The organism is Staphylococcus equorum (genome assembly GCF_029024965.1).
GTDB lineage: Bacteria > Bacillota > Bacilli > Staphylococcales > Staphylococcaceae > Staphylococcus > Staphylococcus equorum.
The window spans coordinates 1009276-1033308 of sequence record NZ_CP118982.1 but is presented as its reverse complement, the minus strand read 5'-3'; the positions used below and the strand labels follow the sequence as shown (position 1 = coordinate 1033308).

Annotated in this window: 28 protein-coding genes; 7 read left to right on the top strand and 21 right to left on the bottom strand. The window is 31.8% G+C overall.

Annotation, left to right across the window (positions count from 1 at the left end):
• Nucleotides 1–112 precede the first annotated feature (112 nt).
• Both ntdP and mutY read right to left on the bottom strand, forming a co-directional pair.
• The gene (ntdP, locus tag PYW44_RS04915) at nucleotides 113–655 is read right to left on the bottom strand and encodes a nucleoside tri-diphosphate phosphatase (RefSeq protein ID WP_002507222.1); all 543 of its coding nucleotides are present in this window, start codon (nucleotides 653–655) and stop codon (nucleotides 113–115) included.
• Between the two features lie 67 nt (nucleotides 656–722).
• Nucleotides 723–1769 carry an A/G-specific adenine glycosylase gene (gene mutY, locus PYW44_RS04910; protein ID WP_002507221.1) on the bottom strand — a complete coding sequence of 349 codons (1047 nt, stop codon included), beginning with the start codon at nucleotides 1767–1769 and terminating at the stop codon, nucleotides 723–725.
• A 127-nt stretch (nucleotides 1770–1896) separates the two neighbouring features.
• On the opposite strand from mutY, the gene PYW44_RS04905 reads away from it, so the two are divergent.
• Nucleotides 1897–2874 (top strand): metal-dependent hydrolase, encoded by a 978-nt coding sequence (locus PYW44_RS04905; protein ID WP_021339813.1) that lies wholly within the window; start codon nucleotides 1897–1899, stop codon nucleotides 2872–2874.
• Between the two features lie 114 nt (nucleotides 2875–2988).
• On the opposite strand, the gene PYW44_RS04900 is transcribed toward PYW44_RS04905, so the two are convergent.
• The 10 genes from PYW44_RS04900 to PYW44_RS04855 form a co-directional block, all read right to left on the bottom strand.
• The gene (locus PYW44_RS04900; protein WP_002507219.1) at nucleotides 2989–3831 is read right to left on the bottom strand and encodes a hypothetical protein; all 843 of its coding nucleotides are present in this window, start codon (nucleotides 3829–3831) and stop codon (nucleotides 2989–2991) included.
• 9 nt (nucleotides 3832–3840) lie between these two features.
• A complete protein-coding gene (locus PYW44_RS04895) occupies nucleotides 3841–5373 on the bottom strand; it encodes an ATP-binding cassette domain-containing protein (protein WP_002507218.1) in 1533 nt (510 codons plus the stop codon).
• A gap of 15 nt (nucleotides 5374–5388) precedes the next feature.
• Entirely contained in the window at nucleotides 5389–5703 is a 315-nt protein-coding gene (locus PYW44_RS04890) for a YfhH family protein (protein ID WP_002507217.1), read from the bottom strand.
• Nucleotides 5681–6499 (bottom strand): recombination regulator RecX, encoded by an 819-nt coding sequence (recX, locus tag PYW44_RS04885; protein WP_021339814.1) that lies wholly within the window; start codon nucleotides 6497–6499, stop codon nucleotides 5681–5683. The genes PYW44_RS04890 and recX overlap by 23 nt, the downstream gene beginning before the upstream one ends.
• A 360-nt stretch (nucleotides 6500–6859) precedes the next feature.
• Nucleotides 6860–7672: a monofunctional peptidoglycan glycosyltransferase SgtB gene (sgtB, locus tag PYW44_RS04880; RefSeq protein WP_002511388.1), complete on the bottom strand. Its 813-nt coding sequence runs from the start codon at nucleotides 7670–7672 to the stop codon at nucleotides 6860–6862.
• A 402-nt stretch (nucleotides 7673–8074) separates the two neighbouring features.
• Nucleotides 8075–8593, bottom strand: a complete 519-nt coding sequence (locus PYW44_RS04875; RefSeq protein ID WP_002507214.1) for a type 1 glutamine amidotransferase domain-containing protein — start codon at nucleotides 8591–8593, stop codon at nucleotides 8075–8077.
• Between the two features lie 100 nt (nucleotides 8594–8693).
• On the bottom strand, nucleotides 8694–8864 hold the full coding sequence (locus tag PYW44_RS04870) for an SE1561 family protein (RefSeq protein ID WP_002507213.1): 171 nt from the start codon (nucleotides 8862–8864) through the stop codon (nucleotides 8694–8696).
• A 308-nt stretch (nucleotides 8865–9172) separates the two neighbouring features.
• Nucleotides 9173–9694: an acyl-CoA thioesterase gene (locus PYW44_RS04865; RefSeq protein WP_002511389.1), complete on the bottom strand. Its 522-nt coding sequence runs from the start codon at nucleotides 9692–9694 to the stop codon at nucleotides 9173–9175.
• A gap of 94 nt (nucleotides 9695–9788) precedes the next feature.
• Nucleotides 9789–11027 carry an aminopeptidase gene (locus PYW44_RS04860; protein ID WP_064782814.1) on the bottom strand — a complete coding sequence of 413 codons (1239 nt, stop codon included), beginning with the start codon at nucleotides 11025–11027 and terminating at the stop codon, nucleotides 9789–9791.
• A gap of 15 nt (nucleotides 11028–11042) precedes the next feature.
• A complete protein-coding gene (locus PYW44_RS04855) occupies nucleotides 11043–11225 on the bottom strand; it encodes a DUF1128 family protein (RefSeq protein WP_226956897.1) in 183 nt (60 codons plus the stop codon).
• A gap of 155 nt (nucleotides 11226–11380) precedes the next feature.
• Between PYW44_RS04855 and PYW44_RS04850 the strand changes: the two genes are divergently transcribed.
• From PYW44_RS04850 to PYW44_RS04840, 3 genes are all read left to right on the top strand, one after another.
• The gene (locus PYW44_RS04850; RefSeq protein ID WP_002507209.1) at nucleotides 11381–11845 is read left to right on the top strand and encodes a low molecular weight protein-tyrosine-phosphatase; all 465 of its coding nucleotides are present in this window, start codon (nucleotides 11381–11383) and stop codon (nucleotides 11843–11845) included.
• 6 nt (nucleotides 11846–11851) lie between these two features.
• Complete coding sequence (locus PYW44_RS04845; RefSeq protein ID WP_002507208.1) at nucleotides 11852–12136, top strand: hypothetical protein; 285 nt, start codon at nucleotides 11852–11854, stop codon at nucleotides 12134–12136.
• Between the two features lie 230 nt (nucleotides 12137–12366).
• A complete protein-coding gene (locus PYW44_RS04840; RefSeq protein WP_002511391.1) occupies nucleotides 12367–13533 on the top strand; it encodes a YihY/virulence factor BrkB family protein in 1167 nt (388 codons plus the stop codon).
• A 195-nt stretch (nucleotides 13534–13728) separates the two neighbouring features.
• Here PYW44_RS04840 and vraR read toward each other — a convergent pair whose 3' ends face one another.
• From vraR to map, 5 genes are all read right to left on the bottom strand, one after another.
• Nucleotides 13729–14358, bottom strand: coding sequence for a response regulator transcription factor VraR (gene vraR / locus PYW44_RS04835; protein WP_002507206.1), 630 nt, complete (start codon nucleotides 14356–14358; stop codon nucleotides 13729–13731).
• A complete protein-coding gene (vraS, locus tag PYW44_RS04830) occupies nucleotides 14348–15391 on the bottom strand; it encodes a sensor histidine kinase VraS (RefSeq protein WP_002511392.1) in 1044 nt (347 codons plus the stop codon). Before vraS ends, vraR begins: the two co-directional genes overlap by 11 nt.
• Nucleotides 15388–16089: a cell wall-active antibiotics response protein VraT gene (vraT, locus tag PYW44_RS04825; protein ID WP_002507204.1), complete on the bottom strand. Its 702-nt coding sequence runs from the start codon at nucleotides 16087–16089 to the stop codon at nucleotides 15388–15390. Before vraT ends, vraS begins: the two co-directional genes overlap by 4 nt.
• A 16-nt stretch (nucleotides 16090–16105) precedes the next feature.
• Nucleotides 16106–16492 carry a hypothetical protein gene (locus tag PYW44_RS04820; RefSeq protein ID WP_002507203.1) on the bottom strand — a complete coding sequence of 129 codons (387 nt, stop codon included), beginning with the start codon at nucleotides 16490–16492 and terminating at the stop codon, nucleotides 16106–16108.
• A 104-nt stretch (nucleotides 16493–16596) separates the two neighbouring features.
• Entirely contained in the window at nucleotides 16597–17349 is a 753-nt protein-coding gene (gene map / locus PYW44_RS04815) for a type I methionyl aminopeptidase (RefSeq protein WP_002507202.1), read from the bottom strand.
• A gap of 180 nt (nucleotides 17350–17529) precedes the next feature.
• On the opposite strand from map, the gene PYW44_RS04810 reads away from it, so the two are divergent.
• Nucleotides 17530–18516 (top strand): FUSC family protein, encoded by a 987-nt coding sequence (locus PYW44_RS04810; protein ID WP_021339816.1) that lies wholly within the window; start codon nucleotides 17530–17532, stop codon nucleotides 18514–18516.
• Between the two features lie 98 nt (nucleotides 18517–18614).
• Here the strand turns inward: PYW44_RS04810 and gatD are convergent, their stop codons facing one another.
• The gene (gene gatD / locus PYW44_RS04805) at nucleotides 18615–19334 is read right to left on the bottom strand and encodes a lipid II isoglutaminyl synthase subunit GatD (protein WP_002507200.1); all 720 of its coding nucleotides are present in this window, start codon (nucleotides 19332–19334) and stop codon (nucleotides 18615–18617) included.
• A complete protein-coding gene (gene murT / locus PYW44_RS04800) occupies nucleotides 19331–20650 on the bottom strand; it encodes a lipid II isoglutaminyl synthase subunit MurT (protein ID WP_021339817.1) in 1320 nt (439 codons plus the stop codon). The genes gatD and murT overlap by 4 nt, the downstream gene beginning before the upstream one ends.
• Before the next feature lie 168 nt (nucleotides 20651–20818).
• Here murT and ftnA point away from each other — a divergent pair, with 168 nt between their 5' ends.
• Both ftnA and PYW44_RS04790 read left to right on the top strand, forming a co-directional pair.
• On the top strand, nucleotides 20819–21319 hold the full coding sequence (gene ftnA, locus PYW44_RS04795) for an H-type ferritin FtnA (protein WP_002507198.1): 501 nt from the start codon (nucleotides 20819–20821) through the stop codon (nucleotides 21317–21319).
• A gap of 181 nt (nucleotides 21320–21500) precedes the next feature.
• Nucleotides 21501–22055: a 3'-5' exonuclease gene (locus PYW44_RS04790; protein ID WP_021339818.1), complete on the top strand. Its 555-nt coding sequence runs from the start codon at nucleotides 21501–21503 to the stop codon at nucleotides 22053–22055.
• A 30-nt stretch (nucleotides 22056–22085) separates the two neighbouring features.
• Here the strand turns inward: PYW44_RS04790 and dinB are convergent, their stop codons facing one another.
• Nucleotides 22086–23156, bottom strand: a complete 1071-nt coding sequence (gene dinB, locus PYW44_RS04785) for a DNA polymerase IV (protein ID WP_021339819.1) — start codon at nucleotides 23154–23156, stop codon at nucleotides 22086–22088.
• Between the two features lie 206 nt (nucleotides 23157–23362).
• Complete coding sequence (locus tag PYW44_RS04780; RefSeq protein WP_021339820.1) at nucleotides 23363–23920, bottom strand: DUF3267 domain-containing protein; 558 nt, start codon at nucleotides 23918–23920, stop codon at nucleotides 23363–23365.
• Between the last annotated feature and the right edge of the window lie 113 nt (nucleotides 23921–24033).

Below are 24033 nucleotides of genomic sequence, written 5' to 3'. Positions count from 1 at the left end.
CAATTTCATTTGCGAATACGAATATTTTATAGCAAACTTAATTTTTTCTTGTTTGTATTGTTCACATTCATATCACTATAAATGATAATTAAATTAAAAACATTAAATCTGCTTAATAATTTCTAACTTTTTTGTATCGTTCTCGCCAAACTTTAATAAAGTCTGGAGCAAACGGACCTTTCTTCTGTTCAATCCATTGCTGTAAAATATCTACATTTCTTCTTAAAATCACGTCGATATCAGATGAATAATTCATTTGTTTCATATGCTGCTCGTATTCATCTTCATCTAGTAAATGATATTTACCGTTTGGATATACTTTAATATCTAAATCGTAATCGATATATTTTAAAGCTTCTTCATCACAAACAAATGGTGAAGATAAATTACAATAATAATAAACGCCATCTTCTCTAAACATACATATCACGTTAAACCAATATTCAGAATGAAAATATACAATTGCAGGCTCTCTCGTAATCCATGTACGACTATCACTTTCTGTGACGAGCGTATGATCATTCCCACCGATAACAACATCTTCCGTACCTTTTAATATAGTAGTTTCAGACCAAACACGATGAATATTACCATCATGTTTATAACTTTGAATCTTAATTGTCTGACCTTCTTTAGGTATGGATTCTTTTACCATGCTCCACACCACCTTTTCTTAATTTCACATATAGAATTATAACATACCTCAAGATACAACACCGAATCTAACAATGTTTAGTTATGAAATTATATATTTTTGTCATACTTACAGGAAAATTAAAGTCTTCTTTTTCTGTTAACTGCATCCACACCATATTCTCTGGTAAAATAATGTCATCTTTATGCACATTTTCTTGAGATATAAACACTTCAATATCCCATGTGATATGTGTAAATTGATGTTTTAATTTAAATGCAGGTGTTTGATCAAATATCACTTGTGTCCCTAATACTGTGTTGATATGCTTATCTTCCTCTGCTTCGTACATTGGAAATTCCCACATATTATTCAATAATTTTTGTGTACGTTTTTCAATTAAATAAGCATTATCTTCATTTTGAAGAAGATAAACATGCTGTTTTATATGTTTCTTCTTAACTTTTGTTGTTTTTACAGGCAATGATTGAACAGTCCCTTGTTCAAATGCTTCACAATGATCTTGAACCGGACAGAATAAACATAATGGAGCTTTCGGTGTACATACCAATGCACCTAATTCCATCATTGCTTGGTTAAATGTACCGGCATCTTGCTCAACGTATGGTTGTAATTCATTCTCAAATGCTTTACGTGTTGATTGCAATTTCGTATCTCTCTCATCATTGTTTAGTCGTGACCATACTCTAAAGACGTTTCCATCCACAGTTGCTAAAGGTTTGTCGAAAGCAATACTCATAACTGCTGCTTGTGTATAAGGGCCTACACCTTTTAACTTTCCAAATGTCACCGGTTCGTCTGGTACGACACCGTTGTAACTTTCATGTACTTCTTTTATTGCCGTGTGAAAATTACGTGCTCTACTATAATAGCCTAAGCCTTCCCAATATTTGAGCACTTCATCTTCATGTGCTTGACTTAACTCAGTAATAGTTGGGAAGCGATGAATGAATCTATGATAGTAATCTATAACCGTTTTAACTTGGGTTTGTTGTAACATTACTTCACTCAACCATATATAATATGGATTAGAGGTTTCTCTCCAGGGCATTTCACGTTGATGTTCGTCAAACCATGTAACGAGATTATTCTTGAATTTTGACTCATTAAACATTTTACACATCTCTTTCTATTAGTAATTCTTAAAAATTTCAAAATAAATTTTAGTATGTTATTTTTATTATTTATGATATTAGATTATAATGAATATATATTATTGACATGAAACGAGTTGAATACTTATGGATACAGGCACACATATTGTCATGGGTATCGGTTTAACAGCTTTAGCTACTCAAGACCCGGCAATGGCAGGATCATTTGTAGCCACAGCTACCACATTAGTAGTTGGCTCTTTAATACCTGATGGCGACACTGTTTTTAAATTAAAAGATAACGCTACCTATATATCAAATCATAGAGGTATTACACATTCAATACCCTTTACGATATTATGGCCTTTATTAATTACTTTATTAATTTTTACATTTTTCAAAAACGTTGATATAACACATGTTTGGCTATGGGCTCAGCTTGCAGTATTTCTACATGTGTTTGTAGATATTTTCAATTCTTATGGTACACAAGCGCTAAGGCCTATTACTAACAAATGGATACAACTCAGTGTAATTAATACGTTTGATCCAATTATATTTATCTTGTGGTGTATCGGAATACTGCTTTGGTTAGTTGGGATTCATCCATATCTTGTGTTTTTCCCAATTATCGCTATTCTTGTAGTATATTATATCATTCGCTTTAGAATGCAAGCTGTGATTAAACAACAAGCTCTAAAACAAATTCAACAAGAACATAATCCAGTAAAAGTATTTGTAGCTCCGACAATTCGCTTCATGCAATGGCGTGTTGCAATACAAACTGAAGAACATGATTATGTGGGACGTAGTTTTGGTAGAAACATTGTATTTAGTGACAAATCAAAACGTCACCCATTTCCAAGTGATGATTTAATGCAATATGTTGAAGGTGATAAAAATATTAAAACATTCCTTAACTTCTCAACTATTTATCGTTGGGAAGCTAGAAAATTAGATGATGAAACAACCGAAATCAGATTAATTGATTTACGTTATTTAAAAAATGGACATTATTCTTTTGTAGCTATTGCCCATTTAGACGATGAAATGACTATCGATCATTCTTATATCGGCTGGGTCTTTAGCGAAGATAAATTACAGAAAAAATTATTTGCAAAGTAACACGTTAAAGAATTTAATACCTCTAAATACAATAAGAACTGGAAAGATTCGTTGATTGATACCGAATCTTTCCAGTTCTTTTCTTATTTTAGTTTAATTAATAATCCATAATCTTTAATCTTTTTCGTTTAAGTCATCCGCTTCAATCATATTTTCATCTGTATCTGAATGCGAAACAATGGTTTCATCAGGAATTGCGTACAAATATTTTCTGTGTGCCATTATTCGATATTTAGCAAAAATAACTACACAAAGTATTGCTAAAAATAATATATAATATAAATGATAAGGTATATTATTCAAGCTTAACGCACCAAGTACGACCGACTGTGAAACACCTTCAATAAGGTAATATAGTGGATTCAACATTAATATGTGCGAGATCAGTGTCGTATTACTTGTTGGTATAAAGAGTATTGGAACAATAAAAAACATCACTAATGAAATCACATAAAACATGACATTGATTTTGCGACGAACAATAGCTGAAAGACCTAATATTGTCGATACAAGTATCATGAATAGCATCGACATTACAACGTAATAAAACGTAGAGGGTATAGAACTTTCAATATTAACAGGTGTTGCATATATCATAATAATTAAAGTTATAAACATTGTTATACTCGTAATGATTGCTATAACAACATTTTGAAATATTGGATTCAAGTTAAATAGCTTACCAGTAAAGTAATCAATTTTGTAAGTGTTATAGCTTCGATATACAGCAATCCAAATATAAGCAAAAGTTGTTAACCCAGCCAATCTAAAATAGGCACGAGCTTGAATTAGTTCTTCAGTGCCTTTTATTTTAAATATTAACATTAATAAAAATAGCAATGCCAAGCTTGATAAAAATGGTATGACAAGCCATACCCACTGTGATTTTAATCGGTGATATGCTTGTGTGCTAAGATATGGCACGTTTTTAAAAAAACTAATTATACTATCAATCATTCTTTACACCTACAATTCAATATATATCCATTTATTATTTTTTAAATCAGCCATAAAATAGCCTTCTCCAGATTTAGTAATCCAGAAATTATTTTCAATATCGAACTTTTCTTTTAATTCTTCCTTCTTCTTAATAGGGAATGTAAAGCCTTTAAGTTTATTTTCGTCATTAAAAATCATAGAAATAGGTTGTTGTACTATAGGTACTACAAAGCGATTGTCCTTATTATTTTCTGGAACAAGCCCTTCTGTTACTGTACTATGTTTTTTATGCAAATGACTGTTGAAAAATTCATAAAAATTAATATAGTTATTATGCATGTATGGTGCTAATGATTTAGAACTATGTTCTTCATATAAAGCTGCTGGTTCAAAGAATCGCACTTTATTTTTAGCAACCTTATAATGTTTATTGTCTACATCAATTCTATAATTCTCATTATTTTCAGCAGTAATTGTTACAAAACCATACTGATTTATTTTTTGTTTATTTCCATTTTCCATATCTTCCACAGTAATAGATTCATCTAATACGATAGCGTAACCTAGCATTTCTTCATATGGATCTTTATTTTGGTTTTGTATTGAGGCTTGATCAATATTTTGTCCAATCTGTAACTTCCCAACATTATTAAACATTAAAACTGCCATAAATAATAAGCCAACTACAAATACTGAAAGCCACGTCCAAAATCTAACGAATGCAACAGGTGGTTTCACATGATTATATCTTTCTATACGTTTGAAATTGTATGTTAATTCCGGCGTTCTTGTTCTACTTTTTTTCCAATCAACATCAAAGTTCGCCTTCTCTTGTTCATCTTCCAATGACAATCTATCTTTCTCATGGTCTTTAAATACTGGTAATACTTGATTTAAAGAGCCTTCCATTCTAAGTTGACCATGAGAGACCCAGGCAATGTAATTACTCGTCTGAGCTATACGTTGAACATCATCATCGATCATCACAATTGTTGAATTTTGATTTATGTATTCTTCTGTAAGTCCAATTGCTTTTTCGATAAAAGATTCATCTAAAAATTGTAATATATGATTAAAAATAATAATACTTGCTTTTGAAGTTCTTGCTAATGCAAATAATAATTGTGCATATTGTGAATCAGTTAATCGGTTAACTTTAACATCCGCTTTATCTTCAAGGTGTGCATACCTTATAATTTGCTCTACTTTATGATCCGAAGTTTTATATTGAAACAATATGACTGCATTAGCCACAAACTCATTTACAGAAGTATGTTGCAATAATTTATCTTCAATATCAGCAAAAAACAAGTCTCTTTTTATAACGACTTTTCCCTTATCGGGTTGTATTTCACCACTTAATAAACGCCCTATTAATGATTTAGAAGAACCCGGTTCACCTATTATCCCTAAAGCTTCACCTTGATAGATATGGAGGTTAAAATTATTCAATTCTATATCTTCTTCATCATAACCAAATGGTAAATACCATTTGGAGGATTTTTTATTTCTATAATAATGAGTTACATTTAGTAACTTTAATATAATTGAACTACCCATCCTATCTTCATCCTTCTACAATTTTAATAATGCGAGTGGTAAACCTTCTTCAGGTTCTGAACTTTTAATTCTAAAGCCCCACGCAAAAACGCCTTTTAACCGTTCAACTTTGAAATAGCTTTCTGTGCCATCATTTAATTTGTATATTTTACCTAATTCTACTTTGTTTCTATCTACTAGATAGCTTTCTGCAATAATTACTTTACTTGCATATACGTCATATTCATTAAAAATGCCATTCATTTCTGCTTTACGCATTTTCTCTTTATAACCTTGTATCTCATGACGTAATTCAATTTCACTCATTTCACTCAATTTCTTCTGTTCCATCTACTATTCCACTCTCTTCTAATTTAGCTTTAATTTTATCATATTTATAGCCTTTTCTCATAAGTGCTTCTATTGTTTTATTAATTAATTTTCTACCTGAAAATTTTCTTGAATATTTATTATATGCTTTTTCTAATTCGTTTTGTAATAACTCATCTAATTGTTCTTCAGGTTGTGAAAAATCCATTTCATCCATTACTTCTTTAATTTTCTCAAAAGAATAACCTTTTTGCATTAATGATTGTGTTAATTTCTCTTTTCTTTTTACTAATGGCCCTTTTTTCTGTTTCAAAATTTTATTTGCAACTTTTAATATATCTTCCATAGATTGCTCCTGTTCATAAATCTGGCTATATTCATCAATAATTAATTGTTCAATACCAGCTTCTCGTAATTTTTGTTTATATATTCCAGGACCTTTATCTGTCGTTAAGATCATGGTGTTTTTTAAACTATTCGCATAATCATTATGATCTATGAGCTTTTGCTCATGACAGTAATCTATGACTTTAGCAATAACTGACTCTGAAATTTCTTTCTTTGTAAGATGTTTTATTACTTCATGGTCAGTTCTTTTTCTATATGAAATATATTGAATAGCTGCGTTAACTGCTTGCCTGTATTGTTCATAGCTTTGGATTTCTTCCATATCTTTAGCTTCAACAATTTGACCTTTGTTTAAATTAAAATAGACAAAGGTATCAATATCGATTCCCATTTCAAATTCATCATCTAAATATAGATTAAAACGTTCTTTATTCTTTTTTTGCACTTCTATCTTTGTTATTTTAGGCATATTATTCACTCCACTTATAAGAATAACTTATATTGATTATGAATGGAATTATAGTGTATAGCATATTTGAAATTGCTATTAATCCCTGTATGTATATTTAAATTATAACATCAAAAAAGGAGTAGGATAGAAATCAAAATTTGATTTCGTATTCCCACTCCCACAAAACTGATTAGAAAAAGCTAAAACACTTACATAAGAACTACTTGTCTTCATAAACGAAGTAGTAGTTCTTTAATAGCTTGATATAAGCGCATTTTCAATTCTGTCAACTACTGACAATTTAATAATTGAGGCTGAAACATGTATAAATCATGCACCTACTGAATTTAGACTGTAGTATTCTATTCTCTTAGTTTATTACACGCCGAGTTCTTGGATTGCATTTTCATACTGCTCATCAGTAATATAATCCTGTTGTTTCATTTTCTCTAAATCTATTTTTACACGATTGATAAAATTATCCGACATGTTATTCACATTGTATACACTTGGTGCATTAATCTTACTAGCTAAAATTGCACTTTGTAATACAGATATTTGAGGTAAATTAGGATTATTTTTATCTGTTGTTACCCCAAAAAAGTGATTTGCTGCTGACTCAACAGTGTATTGATCACTTCCAAAATAAATGTTGTTTACATAAAAACTTAAAATTTCATTTTTATCATACGTTTTTTCTGCGCGATGTGCTACAAATAATTCTTTGATTTTTCTTGTTAGTGATTGTTCATTATCATAATAATAGTTTTTCACTACTTGTTGCGTAATGGTACTTCCACCTTGCACGCTATTCTCACTTATTGTTGAAAATAGTGCGCGTGACGTACCTTTGAAATCAAATCCATTATGTTTATAATATCTTTCGTCTTCCATTGCTATAAATGCACCCTTAGTATAGTCTGGCATATTTGAAACTGAGACGAATGTTTCTTTATCTTCAATACTTCTCAATTCATCAACATCTGCTCGTAAAGAAAATGCATACATTGTAGCTATAAACGCAGCGATTAAAATGATGATAGGTATTAATATCTTTATCAACAAACCTTTTCCTTTTTTCTTTTTTGGTGGTTTATTTACTGGTTGGAAATAGGTATTATGCTGCGGTATATTTGAATTTTTTTGACTGGTTTGTTTTTTAGTTTGCTTATAACGATCGCTTCTTTTCATGCGCTAGCTCCTTTATGTTGCTCTCATATCATTATAAGTGAGTTTATCAATAGTTTAAATGTTTATCTACACCAAATTGAAAATATCAGTCCAAGGGTGTATGTCACGCTACGCATAGAGTTTCATTGTAAGCATATTTCATATATGTTTGGGTTTATTAAGCATTATACAACCATAAGATATGAGGATGGGATATCTATTTATGTCCCATCCTCACCATATATACTATCGCGATAATTATCATTGTAAAATATAAAAACTGGAAAAACCCATAGCGTCAGAATATATCTAAAAGATTGAACTTTAAATTCAACCTATAAAATATAATCATTACCATACGTTTTTCCAGTTATATATTATGGACAATCACGTCCAAAGTTTACGTTAATTAATAAATTTCAATTAATCTGTTAATTGATTTGCAATTTCTCTATTAAAATCATCTAAGTCATCAGGTGTACGACTCGTAACTATATTTTTATCTACAACTACAGATTCGTCTACAACTTGTGCGCCTGCGTTAGATAAATCTTTACGGACATTTAACACTGCTGTTAAAGTACGTCCATTCAAATCATCAGTATCTATTAAAATTTGAGGTCCGTGGCAAATTGCAAATGTTGGAACATCATTTTTTGTGAAATACTTAGCAAATGTACCATATCTACCTTCTGAGTCACCACGTAGATGATCTGGAGAAAATCCACCTGGAATTAATAATCCATCGTAATCTTCTGGCTTAGCATCTGCAATACTAACTTCTACTGTAGCTTTTGCACCATGTTTACCAACAACTTCACTATTCGCTGTATCGCCAATAATTACTGTTTCATGCCCCGCTTCTTCAATTGCTTCTTGAGGGCTTGTTAATTCAACATCTTCAAATTCATTTGTTACTATGATTGCTACTTTTTTAGCCATGTATAATCACCTTTCCTATTTGCGTTCTACATTATGTATAGACGAAATTAAGAAAAGTTAAACATACAGTAGCTCAATCTCACTTATGGACAGACTGAACTTATTCAGATGTGTTTGATACAGTTTTTACTTTTTCTTCTAACTGATCTAATAAACCAATCCACTCATCAATGTCTTCCACTTTTACTTCGTTTGGATTAACTTGGTCTATATCGTCAATAAACTTTTCTAATCTTTCTTTTATTTGATCAATTGTTTGATTTTCATTCATTATCTAATGAGACTCCTTTTTATAAGATATTATTATCCTAACATGGAATTAACAACTTTTGATAGTAGCAGAATAATATTATAACGAAATACTAAGTGTAGTGTTTCAGAGTGTCAACGCGTCTCTGACTTTGTTGACACTCTTTTTGTGCTCGTTGTGCTCAGGCACAATCTTATCTTGTAGTTTTTAGCTAGTGCTTTATTAACTACTCAGTAATCGGCATAAATCACTGCCATTTTAAAAAAATATATAAAGTGATAAAGGTGCATATCGGCTTGTATTAATCCGATTTGCACCCTCGATTTGTATTATCCTAATTGTTGCACGCTTGATAAGAACTCAATCGTGCTTTTACTTTCTTCTCTACGTTCTTTCCTTCTCTTGACTCGAGCAGGTGCCGTATCATAAAACCACTTTTCTGTCTGTGATTCTGGATATACTTGAGGTACTTCTATTGGCTTACCATCTTCACCGAGTGCTACAAATGTTAAAAAACTTAATGCTGCTAAATGTCTTTCATTTTTAAGCACATCTTCTATAATAATTTGAACACAGACTTCCATCGAAGATTTTCCCGCATATGAGACCATAGCTTCATAAGAAACTACAGCACCTGTTTTAATTGGTTTTAAAAAGTCTACCGAATCAGTTGAAGCTGTGACCACCTGTGAATTACTATGTTTCGTTGCTGTTATAGCAGAAATTTCGTCAATGTTCGCCATCAACATACCGCCAAACATTGTCTTTAAATGATTCGTTTCCTGTGGGAATACTTGTCTCTCTTTAATACTTCGTGCTTCAGACATCGATTTACGTTTTGGTCTTTCCATAATTTAATCAATCCCTTTTCTTTTATCAGACAAAAAGTGAGTGCTCTGAATATAGTAGACTATTTCAGAACACTGACAACTCATCCCTCTCTCTCTATTTTGACCAGTTACCATTTTCGAAGACGAGTTCTTTTTCATCCTCTTGTGTCACGCCATAAATCGTTAAATCTTTACTACCAATCATAAAGTCCACATGAATAAGTGAATCATTTAATCCTTGTGCTAACTTTTCGTCTGTAGTCATTTCTGTACCACCCTCTATATTAAAACCATAAGCTGAGCCTAATGCAATGTGACAAGATGCATTTTCATCGAACAATGTATTATAAAAAATGGTATTGCGGTTAGAAATCGGTGAATCATCAGGTACTAGTGCAACTTCACCTAATCGCTTAGCACCTTCGTCTGTATTTAATAAATCACGTAAAACCTCTTCGCCTTGCTTAGCTTTATAATCAATTACTTCTCCATCTTTAAAAGTTAATGTAAAACCATCTATAATATTACCATTATGACTTAATGGCAATTTATTCGTCACATAGCCATTTACTTTTAATCTATGAGGTGCAGTGAACACTTCTTCAGTTGGAATATTAGCTACAAAGGCTTGACCACCACTCGCATAACTTGTTGCATCTTCCCATATATGACCTTCTGGTAAACCAATTTCTAAATCTGTACCTTCAGAAATATAGTGAAGTGCTTTATAATTTTTACTTTGTAATTTATCTGCATGTTTACTTAGATTAGCAACATGGTCTTTCCAATTAGCCACTGGATCATTTCCATCTACGCGAACGATATCTAATACTTCATCAATGAACGTGTTGTAAGCTGCTTCTTCTGATAGTTCTGGATAAACACGACTTGCCCAAGCTTTTGATGGATAGGCTGCCACACACCATGGAAATTGGTTTTTCTGACTTGCTTCCATATATCCTTTATATGCAGTAGCATACTGTTTTTGGAAAGTTGATAATTTATCACGGTCAATGCCATTTAATAAATCAGGATCTTGTGTTATGAGTGCTAAATTTGCAGCGCCTCTATCTACATAATCCATGCGCTTAGCCACTTCATAATCTTTCACTTCATTACTTTCAAAATGTTCTACTGGTTCATATTCGAATTTTAGGCGAGAAAGTCGATCATCACTATAGTCAACTTTAACATCAGATGCACCTCGTTTATATGCAGCTTCTACTATGTAATGTGTTAATTCAATAGCATCAACACTTGAGCGAATAAATACTGGTTGACCTTCTTGTACATTCATTCCTACACCAACTAAAAGTTCGGCGTATTGTTTTAATTTTTCTTGTAATTGAGTCATATTTATACACTCCTTTTATTTGCGTATTTGACCAAGTGCGTCTGCAATTGCAGCTGCTTCACTTGGTGTAAATGACGCTTTTGATGTTACATATTCATGAATTTCAGCTATTTCTTGCTTATCTGCTTCTTCATATTTATCTGGATCAATCAAGCTTTGATTCACAAGATTTAAACGTTCTCTTATTTCTACTATCATTTGTTCATTAGTATTTGTCACTTCGTTCACCCCTTTTATCAACTTATTTTATCAAATTTACGTTTCTTGTAAAACTTTTATCACAATAATGCTTTAGAAATGATTAAAAAAGCTTTAAAATGGGAATTAGCAATATATAATTTGGAGGTAGTCACATGATTTCAGTAGCATTCGTTTGTTTAGGCAATATTTGTCGCTCACCAATGGCAGAAGCTATTATGCGACAAAGATTACTAGATCGAAAGATAACAGGTTTAAACGTAACCTCTAGAGGTACAGGTGAATGGAACTTAGGTCAGCCACCTCATGAGGGTACGCAAGATATTCTCACTAAAAATGATATACCCTTTGATAACATGATCAGTGAACTATTTAAAGCTGATGATGACTTTGATTATATCATTGCAATGGATCAAAGTAATGTAGAGAATATTAAACAGATCAATTCAAACATTAATGGACAATTGTATAAACTATTAGACTTTAGTGATATGAATGAGACTGACGTACCTGATCCTTATTATACAAATAATTTCGAAGGTGTTTATAAAATGGTACAATCATCTTGTGATAACTTAATTGATTTTATAGTTAAAGATGCAAATCTAAGAGAGGGGTAAAACATCATGCAAAATAAATTAATTCCAGGAATTCTATTAGGTGCCGTAATTGGAGGCGCAGCAACATTGGCTGACAAATCAACTCGCCAATCATTAAAACAATCAATTAAAGATAGAAAAGAAGGCAATCGTTCTCAAAAACCTTCAGCGATCAACAACGTAAAAGACGAGATAGTATATTGGAAAGATGTGGTAGAAGAAATTCGCCGTAATAATCCAGAATTAGAACGTTCTTTAAAAGATGCGAAAAATACATTCGTTGAGCGTAAAAACAATCGCTTAAACAATTAATTTGTTTATAGTATAGTATTTTTGATTCCACATGTTTAAATAATTAAATTAAGGCAATACCTAATATTACATGTTTAGGTATTGTCTTTTGTATATAACTTGTAATGTGCGATATTTTAAAAATCTAAAAACAATTTTTAAAAAAGAATATAAACAGTTATTTACCTTCTTTAACTTTTAAAGTATATTAAACAATATACTGAAAATATCAATACATAAGGAGATTTGATATGTCTAAAAAAGAGAAAACAACTTCAAAGTTTCTAAACTCAACTAAAAAGGATGAAGATAAGAAGTCTAAGAAATCAAAAGATGAACAAATCGGGCGTGATCGTACGTATATCACGCCTAATGAATTCAAATCAAAATCACCTAAGAAAGACAATCAAGAATTCTTTGTATCACGTATCAATAAACCAGCAAAATATACAAAAAACCCTAATTTTTTCTCTTATCTTATTTATAGAATAGGTAAAGATGATGCATCCGGTTTATCTGCACAATTATCCTATTACTTCATGTTGTCACTGTTCCCTATGCTCCTATTCTTATTATCAATAGTACCTGTAATAGGTGTTGAACAATCAACGATTAGAGATATGATTAAAGAGCACGTCCCACCAGATTATGCAGGACAAGTATCATCAATCATTGGTGATATTATGAGTAATGCTAGTGGCAGTATATTATCTGTAGGTTTGATTTTAGCACTTTGGTCTGCTTCAAACGGTATGACAGCAATTATGAACTCTTTCAACGTCGCATATGACGTTGAAGATAGTAGAAACTTTATTGTTTCTAAATTATTTAGTGTGTTATTTACACTTGCTATGATTATCGTCTTACCTATCGCGCTGATATTACCTACCTTTGGAGAACAAATCGGTTCGCTTTTATTTGGCCCACTTGGTTTAGGTGATCAAATTAAATGGATTTTTAATTTAGTACGTGTGGTATTACCATTAATCATTATTTTCATAGCGTTTATGGTTTTATATACGTTAGCGCCAAATGTTAAAATTAAAATGAAATCTGTAATACCAGGTGCAATATTCGCTACGATTGTATTTTTAGGTGGCTCATTCTTATTTGGTATATATATATCAAATTTTGCTAACTATTCTAAAACATACGGTAGTATCGCTGGTATCATTATTTTAATGTTATGGTTATACATTACAGGCTTTATTATTATTATCGGCGCTGAAATCAACGCGATTATCCACCAACGTAAAGTAGTCGCTGGTAAAACACCAGAGGAACATACAATGGCTGAGATAGAAGAGAACGAAACAACTCACGTTGGTAGCGAAGCTGATATCAATGCTGAAAATGAATCCACACATGCTACTGATTCCAATCATAATATTTCAGACTCAAACAACAAAAAATTATAATTTAATATAAACTTTGCTAAATAGCTGATAGGTATCTAAATCATGATGTCTATCAGCTATTTTTGCTTTCTAATTTATATCAGTCCTGTTTAGTATAGAGCCCTTAAAGCACGTAAAAAGACTAAAACCGAAACGTAAATGTCTATCATCTACGTTTCGGTTTTAGCCTTTTGGAAATACTTAAAATAGAATTCATTACTGTATTAAATTATGCTGGAATGCATAAATAACTGCTTGTGTTCTATCTTGTACTTCTAATTTACTTAATATATTACTTACATGTGTTTTTACTGTTTTAATCGTTATGTGTGATGCACTCGCAATTTCTTGGTTTGAGTAACCTTTTGCGATAAGTAATAGAATTTCCATTTCTCGTTCCGTTAACATTTCATATAATTCGGCACGTTGTTTCATTCTATTTCTCATCTTCACAAGCACTTCAGCTTCAAATACAGACTCATTTTTATACGTTTTACGAATAGCCTCGGCTATATCACTAGCACTAGTCGTTTTCAAAATATAGCTGTCTACGCCAGAATCTAAAGCACGATATACTTCATTATCTTCAATGTAACTTGTTAACATTACAACTTTAATATGGGGTAAGTCTTTTTTAATTTGCTCGGTAGCATCGACACCATCCATATCGTCCATAAGCAAGTCCATTAAGATTAAATCTGGATTTAGTTGATGAGCCTTTTCAATCGCATCTTTTCCTGACTGACCTTCCCCTACAATATCAATATCTGGCTGTGTAGATAAGTAACTAGAAATTCCAATTCGAACCATTTCATGATCATCAACAAACAAAACTTTAATCGTCATGTGAATCCTCCTTATTTAATGGTGCCTTTACTTCAATTCTTGTACCTGAATCTGGTAAAGAAACAATATGAAACGTTGCACCAATTTCAAGCGCACGTTCTCTCATGTTTTTTAAACCATAACTTTGTTCTACCTTATCATCAACATTGAACCCTTTACCATTGTCTTGAATGCGTAATAATAAGTAATCTGCCATATTAAACAATTCTACTGTTACTTTGGTACCTTTTGAATGTCTCAAAGTATTAGATAAAGCTTCTTGCGTAATTCTGAACAAATGATCTTCAATACCTTTAGGTACTTCAAATTCTTCAATATCATGTACAACTTTCATAGGTACTTTTTTCTTTAAATCAACGACTAAATCTTTAATACCTTCACCTAATGATTTGTCTTTTAATCCAATAGGTCTTAAATGTAATAGTAAAGCTCTCATCTCTAACTGAGAATCTTGTACCATTTTTTCTAATATCGGAATTTGTTGATCTAAAGGTGCTTCTAACTGTGTTTCTTTAATAGCTGAAAGCATCATACTCGCTGCAAATAATTGCTGACTTACTGAATCGTGTAATTCACGTGCAAGCCTTTGTCGTTCATCTTCTATAATCTTTTTAACTTTCACATCATTTATATTATATGATTCATTTGTTAAGTTTTGCGTTTTCATACGTAATTTGTGAACTTCTTGATTTAATGGAACTAACGTTTGATACAATTCAATTGTTTCATTATATAATTCAATGTTTTGATCATTAATACCTACTGTTTGACCTTCAATAGAACGTTCTATTTGGTCTTGTAACCAGTGATTTTGTTGATTTATTTTATATGCTAATACCGATCCTACAATAATACAAAGAAAAATAACTAATAAGTTTAAAAATAGTAAAACTGGTATTCCAAAAATTTGTGTATAAAACATACCTTGAAAATATACTATGTTTACAAATACTTTATCGATAAAAAACAGAGCAAAAAATGTGCTATAAACTAATATCAACATGGATCCTATTGCTCTTATGTAGTGATTCATTTATAAATCACCTCAATATCGCCAATTAGCGTCGAAACATAAATGTTTACAGCATAGTTTTCTTCTTTCGTTTCTTCCACGATTTTAATGTTATTATTTTCTACTTTATAAGAAGTTTCATTAACATAAGCATTCCCATACAAGGCAGTGAAGTTTAAAATAATATTATAATTTAAAGGTACAATAATTTGTACTTTACCTATAATATGTCGTATCACTACAGTATTATTTTCTTTAATATTAGCAGCTTTAGACATATCTATATGAATATCACCTATGCCATGTTGCACTTGTAAGTCTTCCCATTTATATACATATACTGGTGTGCGTTGCTCTCCAAACCATTTTTGTTTAATGAAGTTTGGGGACTCAACTGCTTCATCTGTAGCGACTACTTTAAATGGTTTAAACCTATAAATAATATATCTTATAATTAGCATTATTAAAAAGATAAATAAAATGATAATTGTGTATTTGTTGGATAATAAAGTGAATGCAATCAACAAAGCACCAATCCAAAATGATAAAAGTCCCCGTATTTTATGGAAATACAAATAACCGACATAGGCTAAGATACAGCCAAGTAATAACACGAGTAGGAAACCAATTTTTTCAAAGAATATATAATAAAAATTGGCAATAATCAATAATGTTGTAAAAACAATTAACATCTCAGTCGATATATATTTATGAGTCATGTTTCGCCACCTTTCTTCAAGCGACTAAACTAATGCGTTCGATTAGATCACACTCAGTTTCAATATTAGCTCTCTCTGTTGCTTGTTGTGATAAATCGGCTTCAATACGAGCGTAGTCTGCTTCCATTTCATTTAATTCACATTTTATTTGCTCAATATCTTTATGTTCTATCTCTTCAGCACAATCAATGTACTCTTTATCCAACATATCAATATATTTATTTTCTAATGATAATGTCAGTCTATCAATTAAACTGCCTACATTACCTTTTCTTTCAATTAAGTATTTAATATACATTTCAACACTTCTCAATTTTTTATCAAGAAATCGTTGGTACTCCACTATGCTTGTGCGAAATGTGTGTTTTGTCATTTTTTCTAAATAAGACGTAATATAATTCATAGAATCACCTCATGATCGATTAGACTCTATTATAAAAAATATCCGGAACCATTGGTATAGGCTCCGGAACCATCTTATATTAGGACTTTAGACCGAAACACTATCTAATCTATTTTAGTAGTTAACACTGGTCCATCTTTGGTAACGATGACAGTATGCTCAATTTGAGCAACAAAACTTTTATCTTTTGTTTCAAATGCCCATTCATTTTTGCCTTCTGTCACAAATGTTGCTTTTGAAGAAATAAACGGTTCAACTGCAATCACTGTGCCCTCTTTAAGTAAAGTTTTATCCTTGGGATCATAATAGTTCATCACGTGGCTTGGTGCTTCATGAAGTGATTGTCCTACGCCGTGACCTGTTAAATTTTTAATAACTGTTAAATCATTTTTTCGTGCAGTAGCATGGACTGCTTTACCGATTTGACTTAACTTCCCACCTACTTTAACTCTTGTCATAGCCGCATCAAATGCTTCTAACGCTACGTCACAGACTTTTTGTTTCAATGGATTGTCTGCTTCGCCAACGACAAATGAAATGCCTGTATCGGCGTAATAGCCGTTCTTCAATGCTGAAACATCGATATTCACTAAATCACCTTCGCGTATTTTACGTTTGCCTGGAATACCATGCGCTACTTCTTCATTAATACTAATACATGTTTGTCCAGGAAATTTTTCATCATGGATTGGAGCAGAAAGTGCGCCATGTTTTTCAAATAACTCTTTTGCAATATCGTCTAACTCTTTTGTTGTGATACCTGGCTTCGTTTCTGCTTGCATAGTATCTCTAATTAATGCACAAATATAACCAATTTCTTTTAAAGCTGTTAATTCTTCTTCTGTTTTTACGATCATATTATCCCGTTCCTTTTTGTAAATTATATTCTTCCTTATTATAGCAGACTTTTTTTGATATAATAAATTAGAATATTTGAACACGTATAGTTTAACATTTTGATTATATGAATAACATGGCTACTTTTTGTAATTCGTGTTAATTCTCTTTTGATACATAACATGACTAGGAGTTTTTTTATGAGCAACAATTGGTATAAAGGACTTATAGGTGCACGAACGATTAAAACGGGGTTGGCTACTTTTTTAACTGCCTTTTTTTGTTTAGCATTAGATTTAAATCCTATTTTCGCAATTTTAACTGCTATTGTCACAATTGAACCCACTGCAAAGGCATCATTAAAAAAAGGATATCGTAGACTGCCAGCTACAGTAATTGGAGCGCTCTTTGCAGTTATTTTCACATTTGTTTTTGGGGACAAATCTGCTTTTGCATATGCTTTTAGTGCTACATTTACAATAATATTTTGTACTAAGTTAAAACTTCAAGCTGGAACAACTGTTGCAACATTAACAGCAATGGCTATGATACCCGGTATACATGATGCTTATTTCTTTAACTTTTTCTCAAGATTATTAACTGCAATTATTGGTCTGGTTACTGCAGGTTTAGTCAACTTTGTTGTGTTCCCACCAAAATATTATGACCAACTTGAATCTTCAATAAATGACGTAGAGTCTAAAATGTACGGGCTTTTTCATCACCGTATGCGTCAGTTACTGTTAGGCAAATTTACTAAAGGCGCACCCTACCAACAATTAAATGTATTGTTAGATTTAAATCAAAAAGTTGAGACATTACTTTCTTATCAAAAGGATGAACTGAGCTATCACAAACATCATGATTCAGAATGGATACGTTTAAAATCATTAACAACACGTACACATACAAACAGATTGTTCATCACCCATTTATCAAACTTAGTCTATTTACCTAAAGGCACGCATATCCAATTTACGAATGAAGAAAAAATCTCTATCTTAAATATTGCTCAAAGTATTAATGACATATACACAACTGGATCTTTTGAACGACAACAACAATCTGCTTCATTATTGAAAACTTCTGTTAAGGGCTTAGACGAATTTGATGATAATCAATTAAAAAGTCACCTTATTTATGAAATTCTATTAATCTATCGTATATTAGACCATCGTTTTGCATAACACTTAGCGTATATAAGTCTTATGCAGTAAAATTTAAAAAGTGGCTGTCAGATTTCCAATTGGATTTCTAACAGCCACTTTGTTTTATTAAGCTTATTCTATTTTTGTGTTACACGATTAACGATTACTTGTTTGGCAGCTTCTTCTTCAGTGTTATTTACCTGCTTAGGCGTAAATGGTATACCTTTACGTTCACATGCTTTTTCTAGTAAGTAATCAGTCACTTCATGGTTCTTAGGTAGAATTGGTCCATGTAGATAAGTTCCCAATAGGTTTTTATAATGTATACCTTCTTTAGCATCTTCATCATTATTACCATAACCATGTGTGACATTACCTAATGTGCCATATGGATGATATGTGCGGCCACCATGATTTTCAAAACCAACAATTGTACCGAATGTGTCGCTCTCAATTACAATATCGCCAGTGAGACGGTCTTTCTGTGACTCAGTATAAAAATCTAAAATATTAAGTCCTTCAAGCTCAGTACCATCAGGCGTAATATATTTACTTCCTAGAAATTGATAGCCACCACAAATTGTCAAACCAGGCATACCGTCTTCAATTACTTCTTTTAATGTCGTTTTGATTTTGCTTAATTCTTTAGTAGCTAGTGCCTGTTCCCTATCACTACCGCCACCAATAAAGAAAATATCACATTGATCAAAAGTAACGCCCTCTGTTTCATTTATATCTACAACATTTAATTTAATATCACGCATTTTTGCACGTTGTCTTAGCGCGATAATATTCCCAATATCACTGTATAAATTTAATTTATCAGGCATAAAATGATAAACAGTTAATTCATTCATCTAGCTTTGTCCTCCTCAAAAGAGTGATTTAATTGTTCTAACATAGGTGCTAGAGAAGTATAGTTAGGAATAGCTACTGTAAAGCTTTCCTTATAGTCCATCGTTTTTGCTGTCGCTTTATATATGTCTCTTTCTAAAATGATTGGTGCTTCTACACCTGCTAATTTTAATCTTAACTGCAATTCTTCTGCACGAAGCCCTGTAACAATAATTACTTCGATTTGTTGTTTGGCTAATTTTTCAAAATCAGCATCATAAATCCATGAAGTATCTCTACCGTCAGCTGCATTATCATTCAATCCTAAAACATAAACTTTACTACCTTCTAGTTGTTCTCCTATAGAAAGGCTAGCATTCATTCCGGCAGGGTTTTTGGCAAGATTAATCATTGCTTCTTTACTGTCTTTTTTAAAGTACTGCATACGTCCATTATTCGACGTATATGTTTCAAATCCACGTTTTATACCTTCATCATTGAGTCCTAATTCTTTTAGTACTGTATAAGCTGCAATCGTATTATAAGCATTAAAGTCTCCCGCGATTTTCATATTGAATGTAGCAGTTCCTACATTTAAATTAATGAATGGATTTAAATTAAATTCAGACACTTCGTATTTAGTATCTTCGCGTTTAAATCCACATTCACAATGATAATGCCCAATTTGATTATACTGAATATAATCATAATGTAATAAACGACCGCAATTTGGACAATAGCGACTCTCGTTCATTGTACTTTGTTCAAATTCATGTGCATGTGCTTTCATCCCATAATATACAACTGTATCACTAGCTATCTTCAATCTACTCACAAATGGATCATCCGCATTTAACAATAACTTAATCCCTTTATTATTAATTGCATTTGCAATATTATTTACCATAATATCTATTTCCCCAAAACGGTCCATCTGATCACGGAAGAAATTAGTAACCACCATCATTGTTGGTGTTACTTCATTGAGTACTCTTGGAATCGAGCCTTCATCAATTTCAATGACTGCAATTTTTGTACTTTGTTTAATTTGCAAAATAAATGCTGAAGTAATACCTGCAGCCATATTTGCGCCTTCATTATTATGTATGATGTCGACATCATTTACTTTTAATGTATGGCCAATTAAATTTGAAGTGGTTGTTTTCCCATTTGTGCCACTTATAAAGACAATTTCATCAACTTGTGATGCTAATTTTCTTAAAATATTTTTATCCACTTTTCTAGCAACTTGACCTGGCAAGTCTGTGCCCTTTTTCCCAGCAGCTTTACTTGCTTGCTTAGCCAATTTTGCTAAGTGGGTTGCAGTCCAATGTCTCATGTACTTCCTCCTTCACTCTTCACTCAAATATTATAACATGATTAAGTTGTATTCCAAACAATTCTCAATTGAAATAATCATGTCTTTTTCCAGATTATAATCATTATTATTTACTAATGAGAATAGATTTGCTATACTGAAAAAAAACATACATGGAGGCTATTACTTATGTTAAACAAAGAATTGTTAAATGCATTAAATGAACAAATGAACCATGAATATTTTGCAGCACATGCGTATATGGCAATGGCCGCTTTTTGCGACAAAGAATCATACGAAGGTTTTGCAAATTTCTATGTTCAACAAGCAAAAGAAGAAAGATTCCATGGTAAAAAAATATATGATTATATCAATGACCGTGGAGAACACGCTTTATTTGCAACGATTCCTGCGCCAAAATCAGATTTCTCTAGTATCTTGGAAACATTTCAAGATGGCTTAGCACAAGAACAAGATGTTACACGTAGATTTTATAATTTATCAGATCTAGCTAATCAAGCGAAAGATTATGCCACTATTTCATTCTTGAATTGGTTCTTAGATGAACAAGTAGAAGAAGAAGCTATGTTTGAAACACACCTTGATTACCTAAAACGTATCGGTGATGACAGCAATACACTTTACCTATACGAGAAAGAATTAGCTGCACGTTCATTTGACGAAGAGTAATCTTCATATTAAAACTTAAGTTTATTGTCTCAAAAAACTCATCCCAATATAAATCTGGGATGAGTTTTTATGTTTATTATAGGCTTGTAATTTGGCTTGTTAAAATCTGATTAACTTGACTCTAAGCACATATTTATATAAAGTCATATCATATTCACACATGAGAAAGGAACCTTGCTTAATGAATTCTGACGCATTTATTGCCCTTGATTTTGAAACTGCCAATGGTAAACGTACTAGTATCTGTTCAGTCGGTATGGTTAAAGTTGTTAATCACCAAATCACTGAATCATTTTACACATTAGTCAATCCAAACGATTACTTTTCACAACAAAATATTGCTGTACATGGTATACAACCGAATGAGGTCTATGATGCACCTACGTTTGAAAAAGTATACCCTTTTATGATGCAATTCATTGACGACCTACCAGTTGTCGCACATAATGCTGCTTTTGATATGAGTGTCCTGCATGAAAGTATTAAAGCTATAGGTAGTGATACGCCAAATATGAAATACTTCTGTTCATTACAACTATCAAGAAGAACAATAGAGAACCACCGCTACGGCTTGAATTATATGATGCAATATTATAATTTAGATTTTCATGGTCATCATGATGCATTAAATGATGCAAAAGCTTGTGCAATGATCACATTTCGCCTTTTAAAACACTATGATGATTTAAGTAGTATGCTTAATATTTATGGCAAAGATTTAAAGGATAAAGATTAATAAACTTAGCTTCAAATTTGAACTCACTTTTTAAATATAATCATAAATTGTCATGTTTTCATAAGATGCTTTTTCTAAATTACCTACTGTTACACCTACTAGTCTAATGGGTACATCTGGATCTTTTAATTCTGTATATAAAGTATAAGCTATATTATAAATATCCGTTTCATCTCTGACAGAGTCTCTTAAGCTTCGCTGTTTCGATAATGATTCAAATTTGTGCGTCTTTATTTTTACTGTAACTGTCTTACCGGATTTTTGTAATTTAGCTAACCGTTCTGCTGTTTTATGACTCAATTCCCAAATTTTTTGTAATATTTGATCATCATCATTCATATCCGTCGCAAAAGTACGCTCTGTACCAACTGATTTCCTTATTCTTGTTGGTTTAACAGGATTATAATCTATACCTCTCGCTTTGTTATATAGCCCATGGCCTCGTTTACCAAAAAGTCTTATTAATTCTCTTTCGCTTTGTTCGTATAAATCTTTACCATTGTATATTGCGTTATCGTGCATTTTCTGTTTAGAGGCTTTACCCACGCCAGGGAAATCGCCTATATCTAATTCCATTAATATCTCGTGTACATTACGATAATCAATTACTGTTAACCCATTCGGCTTGTTCATTCCGCTCGCCAATTTAGCTAAAAATTTATTATAAGATACCCCAGCTGAAGAAGTTAGTTGTGTAGCTTCAAAAATATCTTTACGTATATATTGAGCAATACTTGATGCGGGTAAATCTGCTCTAACTAGATGTGTAATGTCTAAATACGCTTCATCTAATGATAATGGTTCTACAACATCAGTATAACTTTTGAATATCTTCATAATCTTTTCTGAAGCTGCTTTATATGCTTCAAATCTTGGAGTAACATAAAAACCATTTGGGCATAACTTATGCGCTTGTGCAGTGGGCATTGCAGAATGTACACCATATTTTCTAGCTTCATATGAGGCTGTTGAAACTACGCCCCTACCGCTTGCTTTTCCACCTACAATCACAGGCTTCCCTTTTAACTTTGGATTATCTCTCATTTCTACTTGCGCAAAAAAATAGTCCATATCAATATGGATAATACGTCTTTCTGACAATGCACTCAGCTCCTTCATCGTCTATATACAATGAATAATATTAGTTTAATCTTACCTTTTAAAATATGTATTTTCTTTAAATTTGCTCAAGTAACACGAAAAAAGAGTCAGTCATCTCTTATCAGAACAAACGACTGCTAAACGCAATCATCAGCATCTCTCTGTAAGTAAACAACTAACTCAGTTTTTAAAATTTATAAATTCAATTATTTCACTTCGTTTTGAGTCTGTATTTGTGGCACTGGACTATCTGAATAAAATATAATACCTTCTTCTGTATCTTCAATATATTGCACTTTGTTATTAAGTGCGCCTGTTAAGAAATACATGTCCATTACACAATATCCAATATGAAGACTCGCAATAAATATCATAGATGAATATGCAAAAAATGAGAATAATATAATCAACACTGTTGTAATAACGACTAAGGGAGCTAACATGATAGTGATATATTGCCATTTTTTAAAATATACATTTGGCATATGGGTAGTAATTAAACCTTGGCGGATTCGAAAAGTAGGTTTGTTGCCTTTTGACAACAAGCGGAACATTATATTATGAATAAATTCATGTAAGAAATAAACAACTGCAAATCCTAATATACCGTATACTAAATTTAATATAATATTTTGTTCTATAATGTGTGTAAATGAAAAAGCAAATTTATAAGATAATAATATACTAACCATCACTATTGTAAATTGAAAAAGTATAAATCCTTCTAACATTTTCTTGCTAGAGAACAAATCAATCTTGAACATGTGTCAACCCTCCGTGTCATCGTCATCGTTATTACCTAGACTATACAACGATTGTAACCACTAATGATGGGCTTTTCAAGTAAGTTAGTTGCTTGTAATTGAATTTTAACAAA

Excerpts from the sequence above, each read along its gene's own strand:
- PYW44_RS04870 (WP_002507213.1), bottom strand. The coding sequence starts at position 8,864 with ATGAATGAAAATCAAACAATTGATCAAATAAAAGAAAGATTAGAAAAG.
- PYW44_RS04845 (WP_002507208.1), top strand. The coding sequence starts at position 11,852 with ATGCAAAATAAATTAATTCCAGGAATTCTATTAGGTGCCGTAATTGGA.
- PYW44_RS04905 (WP_021339813.1), top strand. The coding sequence starts at position 1,897 with ATGGATACAGGCACACATATTGTCATGGGTATCGGTTTAACAGCTTTA.
- vraT (WP_002507204.1), bottom strand. The coding sequence starts at position 16,089 with ATGACTCATAAATATATATCGACTGAGATGTTAATTGTTTTTACAACA.
- vraR (WP_002507206.1), bottom strand. The coding sequence starts at position 14,358 with ATGACGATTAAAGTTTTGTTTGTTGATGATCATGAAATGGTTCGAATT.
- PYW44_RS04875 (WP_002507214.1), bottom strand. The coding sequence starts at position 8,593 with ATGGCTAAAAAAGTAGCAATCATAGTAACAAATGAATTTGAAGATGTT.
- map (WP_002507202.1), bottom strand. The coding sequence starts at position 17,349 with ATGATCGTAAAAACAGAAGAAGAATTAACAGCTTTAAAAGAAATTGGT.
- PYW44_RS04780 (WP_021339820.1), bottom strand. The coding sequence starts at position 23,920 with ATGTTCAAGATTGATTTGTTCTCTAGCAAGAAAATGTTAGAAGGATTT.
- PYW44_RS04900 (WP_002507219.1), bottom strand. The coding sequence starts at position 3,831 with ATGATTGATAGTATAATTAGTTTTTTTAAAAACGTGCCATATCTTAGC.
- PYW44_RS04860 (WP_064782814.1), bottom strand. The coding sequence starts at position 11,027 with ATGACTCAATTACAAGAAAAATTAAAACAATACGCCGAACTTTTAGTT.
- PYW44_RS04865 (WP_002511389.1), bottom strand. The coding sequence starts at position 9,694 with ATGGAAAGACCAAAACGTAAATCGATGTCTGAAGCACGAAGTATTAAA.
- PYW44_RS04840 (WP_002511391.1), top strand. The coding sequence starts at position 12,367 with ATGTCTAAAAAAGAGAAAACAACTTCAAAGTTTCTAAACTCAACTAAA.
- gatD (WP_002507200.1), bottom strand. The coding sequence starts at position 19,334 with ATGAATGAATTAACTGTTTATCATTTTATGCCTGATAAATTAAATTTA.
- ntdP (WP_002507222.1), bottom strand. The coding sequence starts at position 655 with ATGGTAAAAGAATCCATACCTAAAGAAGGTCAGACAATTAAGATTCAA.
- sgtB (WP_002511388.1), bottom strand. The coding sequence starts at position 7,672 with ATGAAAAGAAGCGATCGTTATAAGCAAACTAAAAAACAAACCAGTCAA.
- mutY (WP_002507221.1), bottom strand. The coding sequence starts at position 1,769 with ATGTTTAATGAGTCAAAATTCAAGAATAATCTCGTTACATGGTTTGAC.
- vraS (WP_002511392.1), bottom strand. The coding sequence starts at position 15,391 with ATGAATCACTACATAAGAGCAATAGGATCCATGTTGATATTAGTTTAT.
- PYW44_RS04820 (WP_002507203.1), bottom strand. The coding sequence starts at position 16,492 with ATGAATTATATTACGTCTTATTTAGAAAAAATGACAAAACACACATTT.
- PYW44_RS04850 (WP_002507209.1), top strand. The coding sequence starts at position 11,381 with ATGATTTCAGTAGCATTCGTTTGTTTAGGCAATATTTGTCGCTCACCA.
- PYW44_RS04855 (WP_226956897.1), bottom strand. The coding sequence starts at position 11,225 with ATGATAGTAGAAATAAGAGAACGTTTAAATCTTGTGAATCAAAGCTTG.
- PYW44_RS04790 (WP_021339818.1), top strand. The coding sequence starts at position 21,501 with ATGAATTCTGACGCATTTATTGCCCTTGATTTTGAAACTGCCAATGGT.
- ftnA (WP_002507198.1), top strand. The coding sequence starts at position 20,819 with ATGTTAAACAAAGAATTGTTAAATGCATTAAATGAACAAATGAACCAT.
- murT (WP_021339817.1), bottom strand. The coding sequence starts at position 20,650 with ATGAGACATTGGACTGCAACCCACTTAGCAAAATTGGCTAAGCAAGCA.
- PYW44_RS04810 (WP_021339816.1), top strand. The coding sequence starts at position 17,530 with ATGAGCAACAATTGGTATAAAGGACTTATAGGTGCACGAACGATTAAA.
- PYW44_RS04890 (WP_002507217.1), bottom strand. The coding sequence starts at position 5,703 with ATGGAACAGAAGAAATTGAGTGAAATGAGTGAAATTGAATTACGTCAT.
- PYW44_RS04895 (WP_002507218.1), bottom strand. The coding sequence starts at position 5,373 with ATGGGTAGTTCAATTATATTAAAGTTACTAAATGTAACTCATTATTAT.
- recX (WP_021339814.1), bottom strand. The coding sequence starts at position 6,499 with ATGCCTAAAATAACAAAGATAGAAGTGCAAAAAAAGAATAAAGAACGT.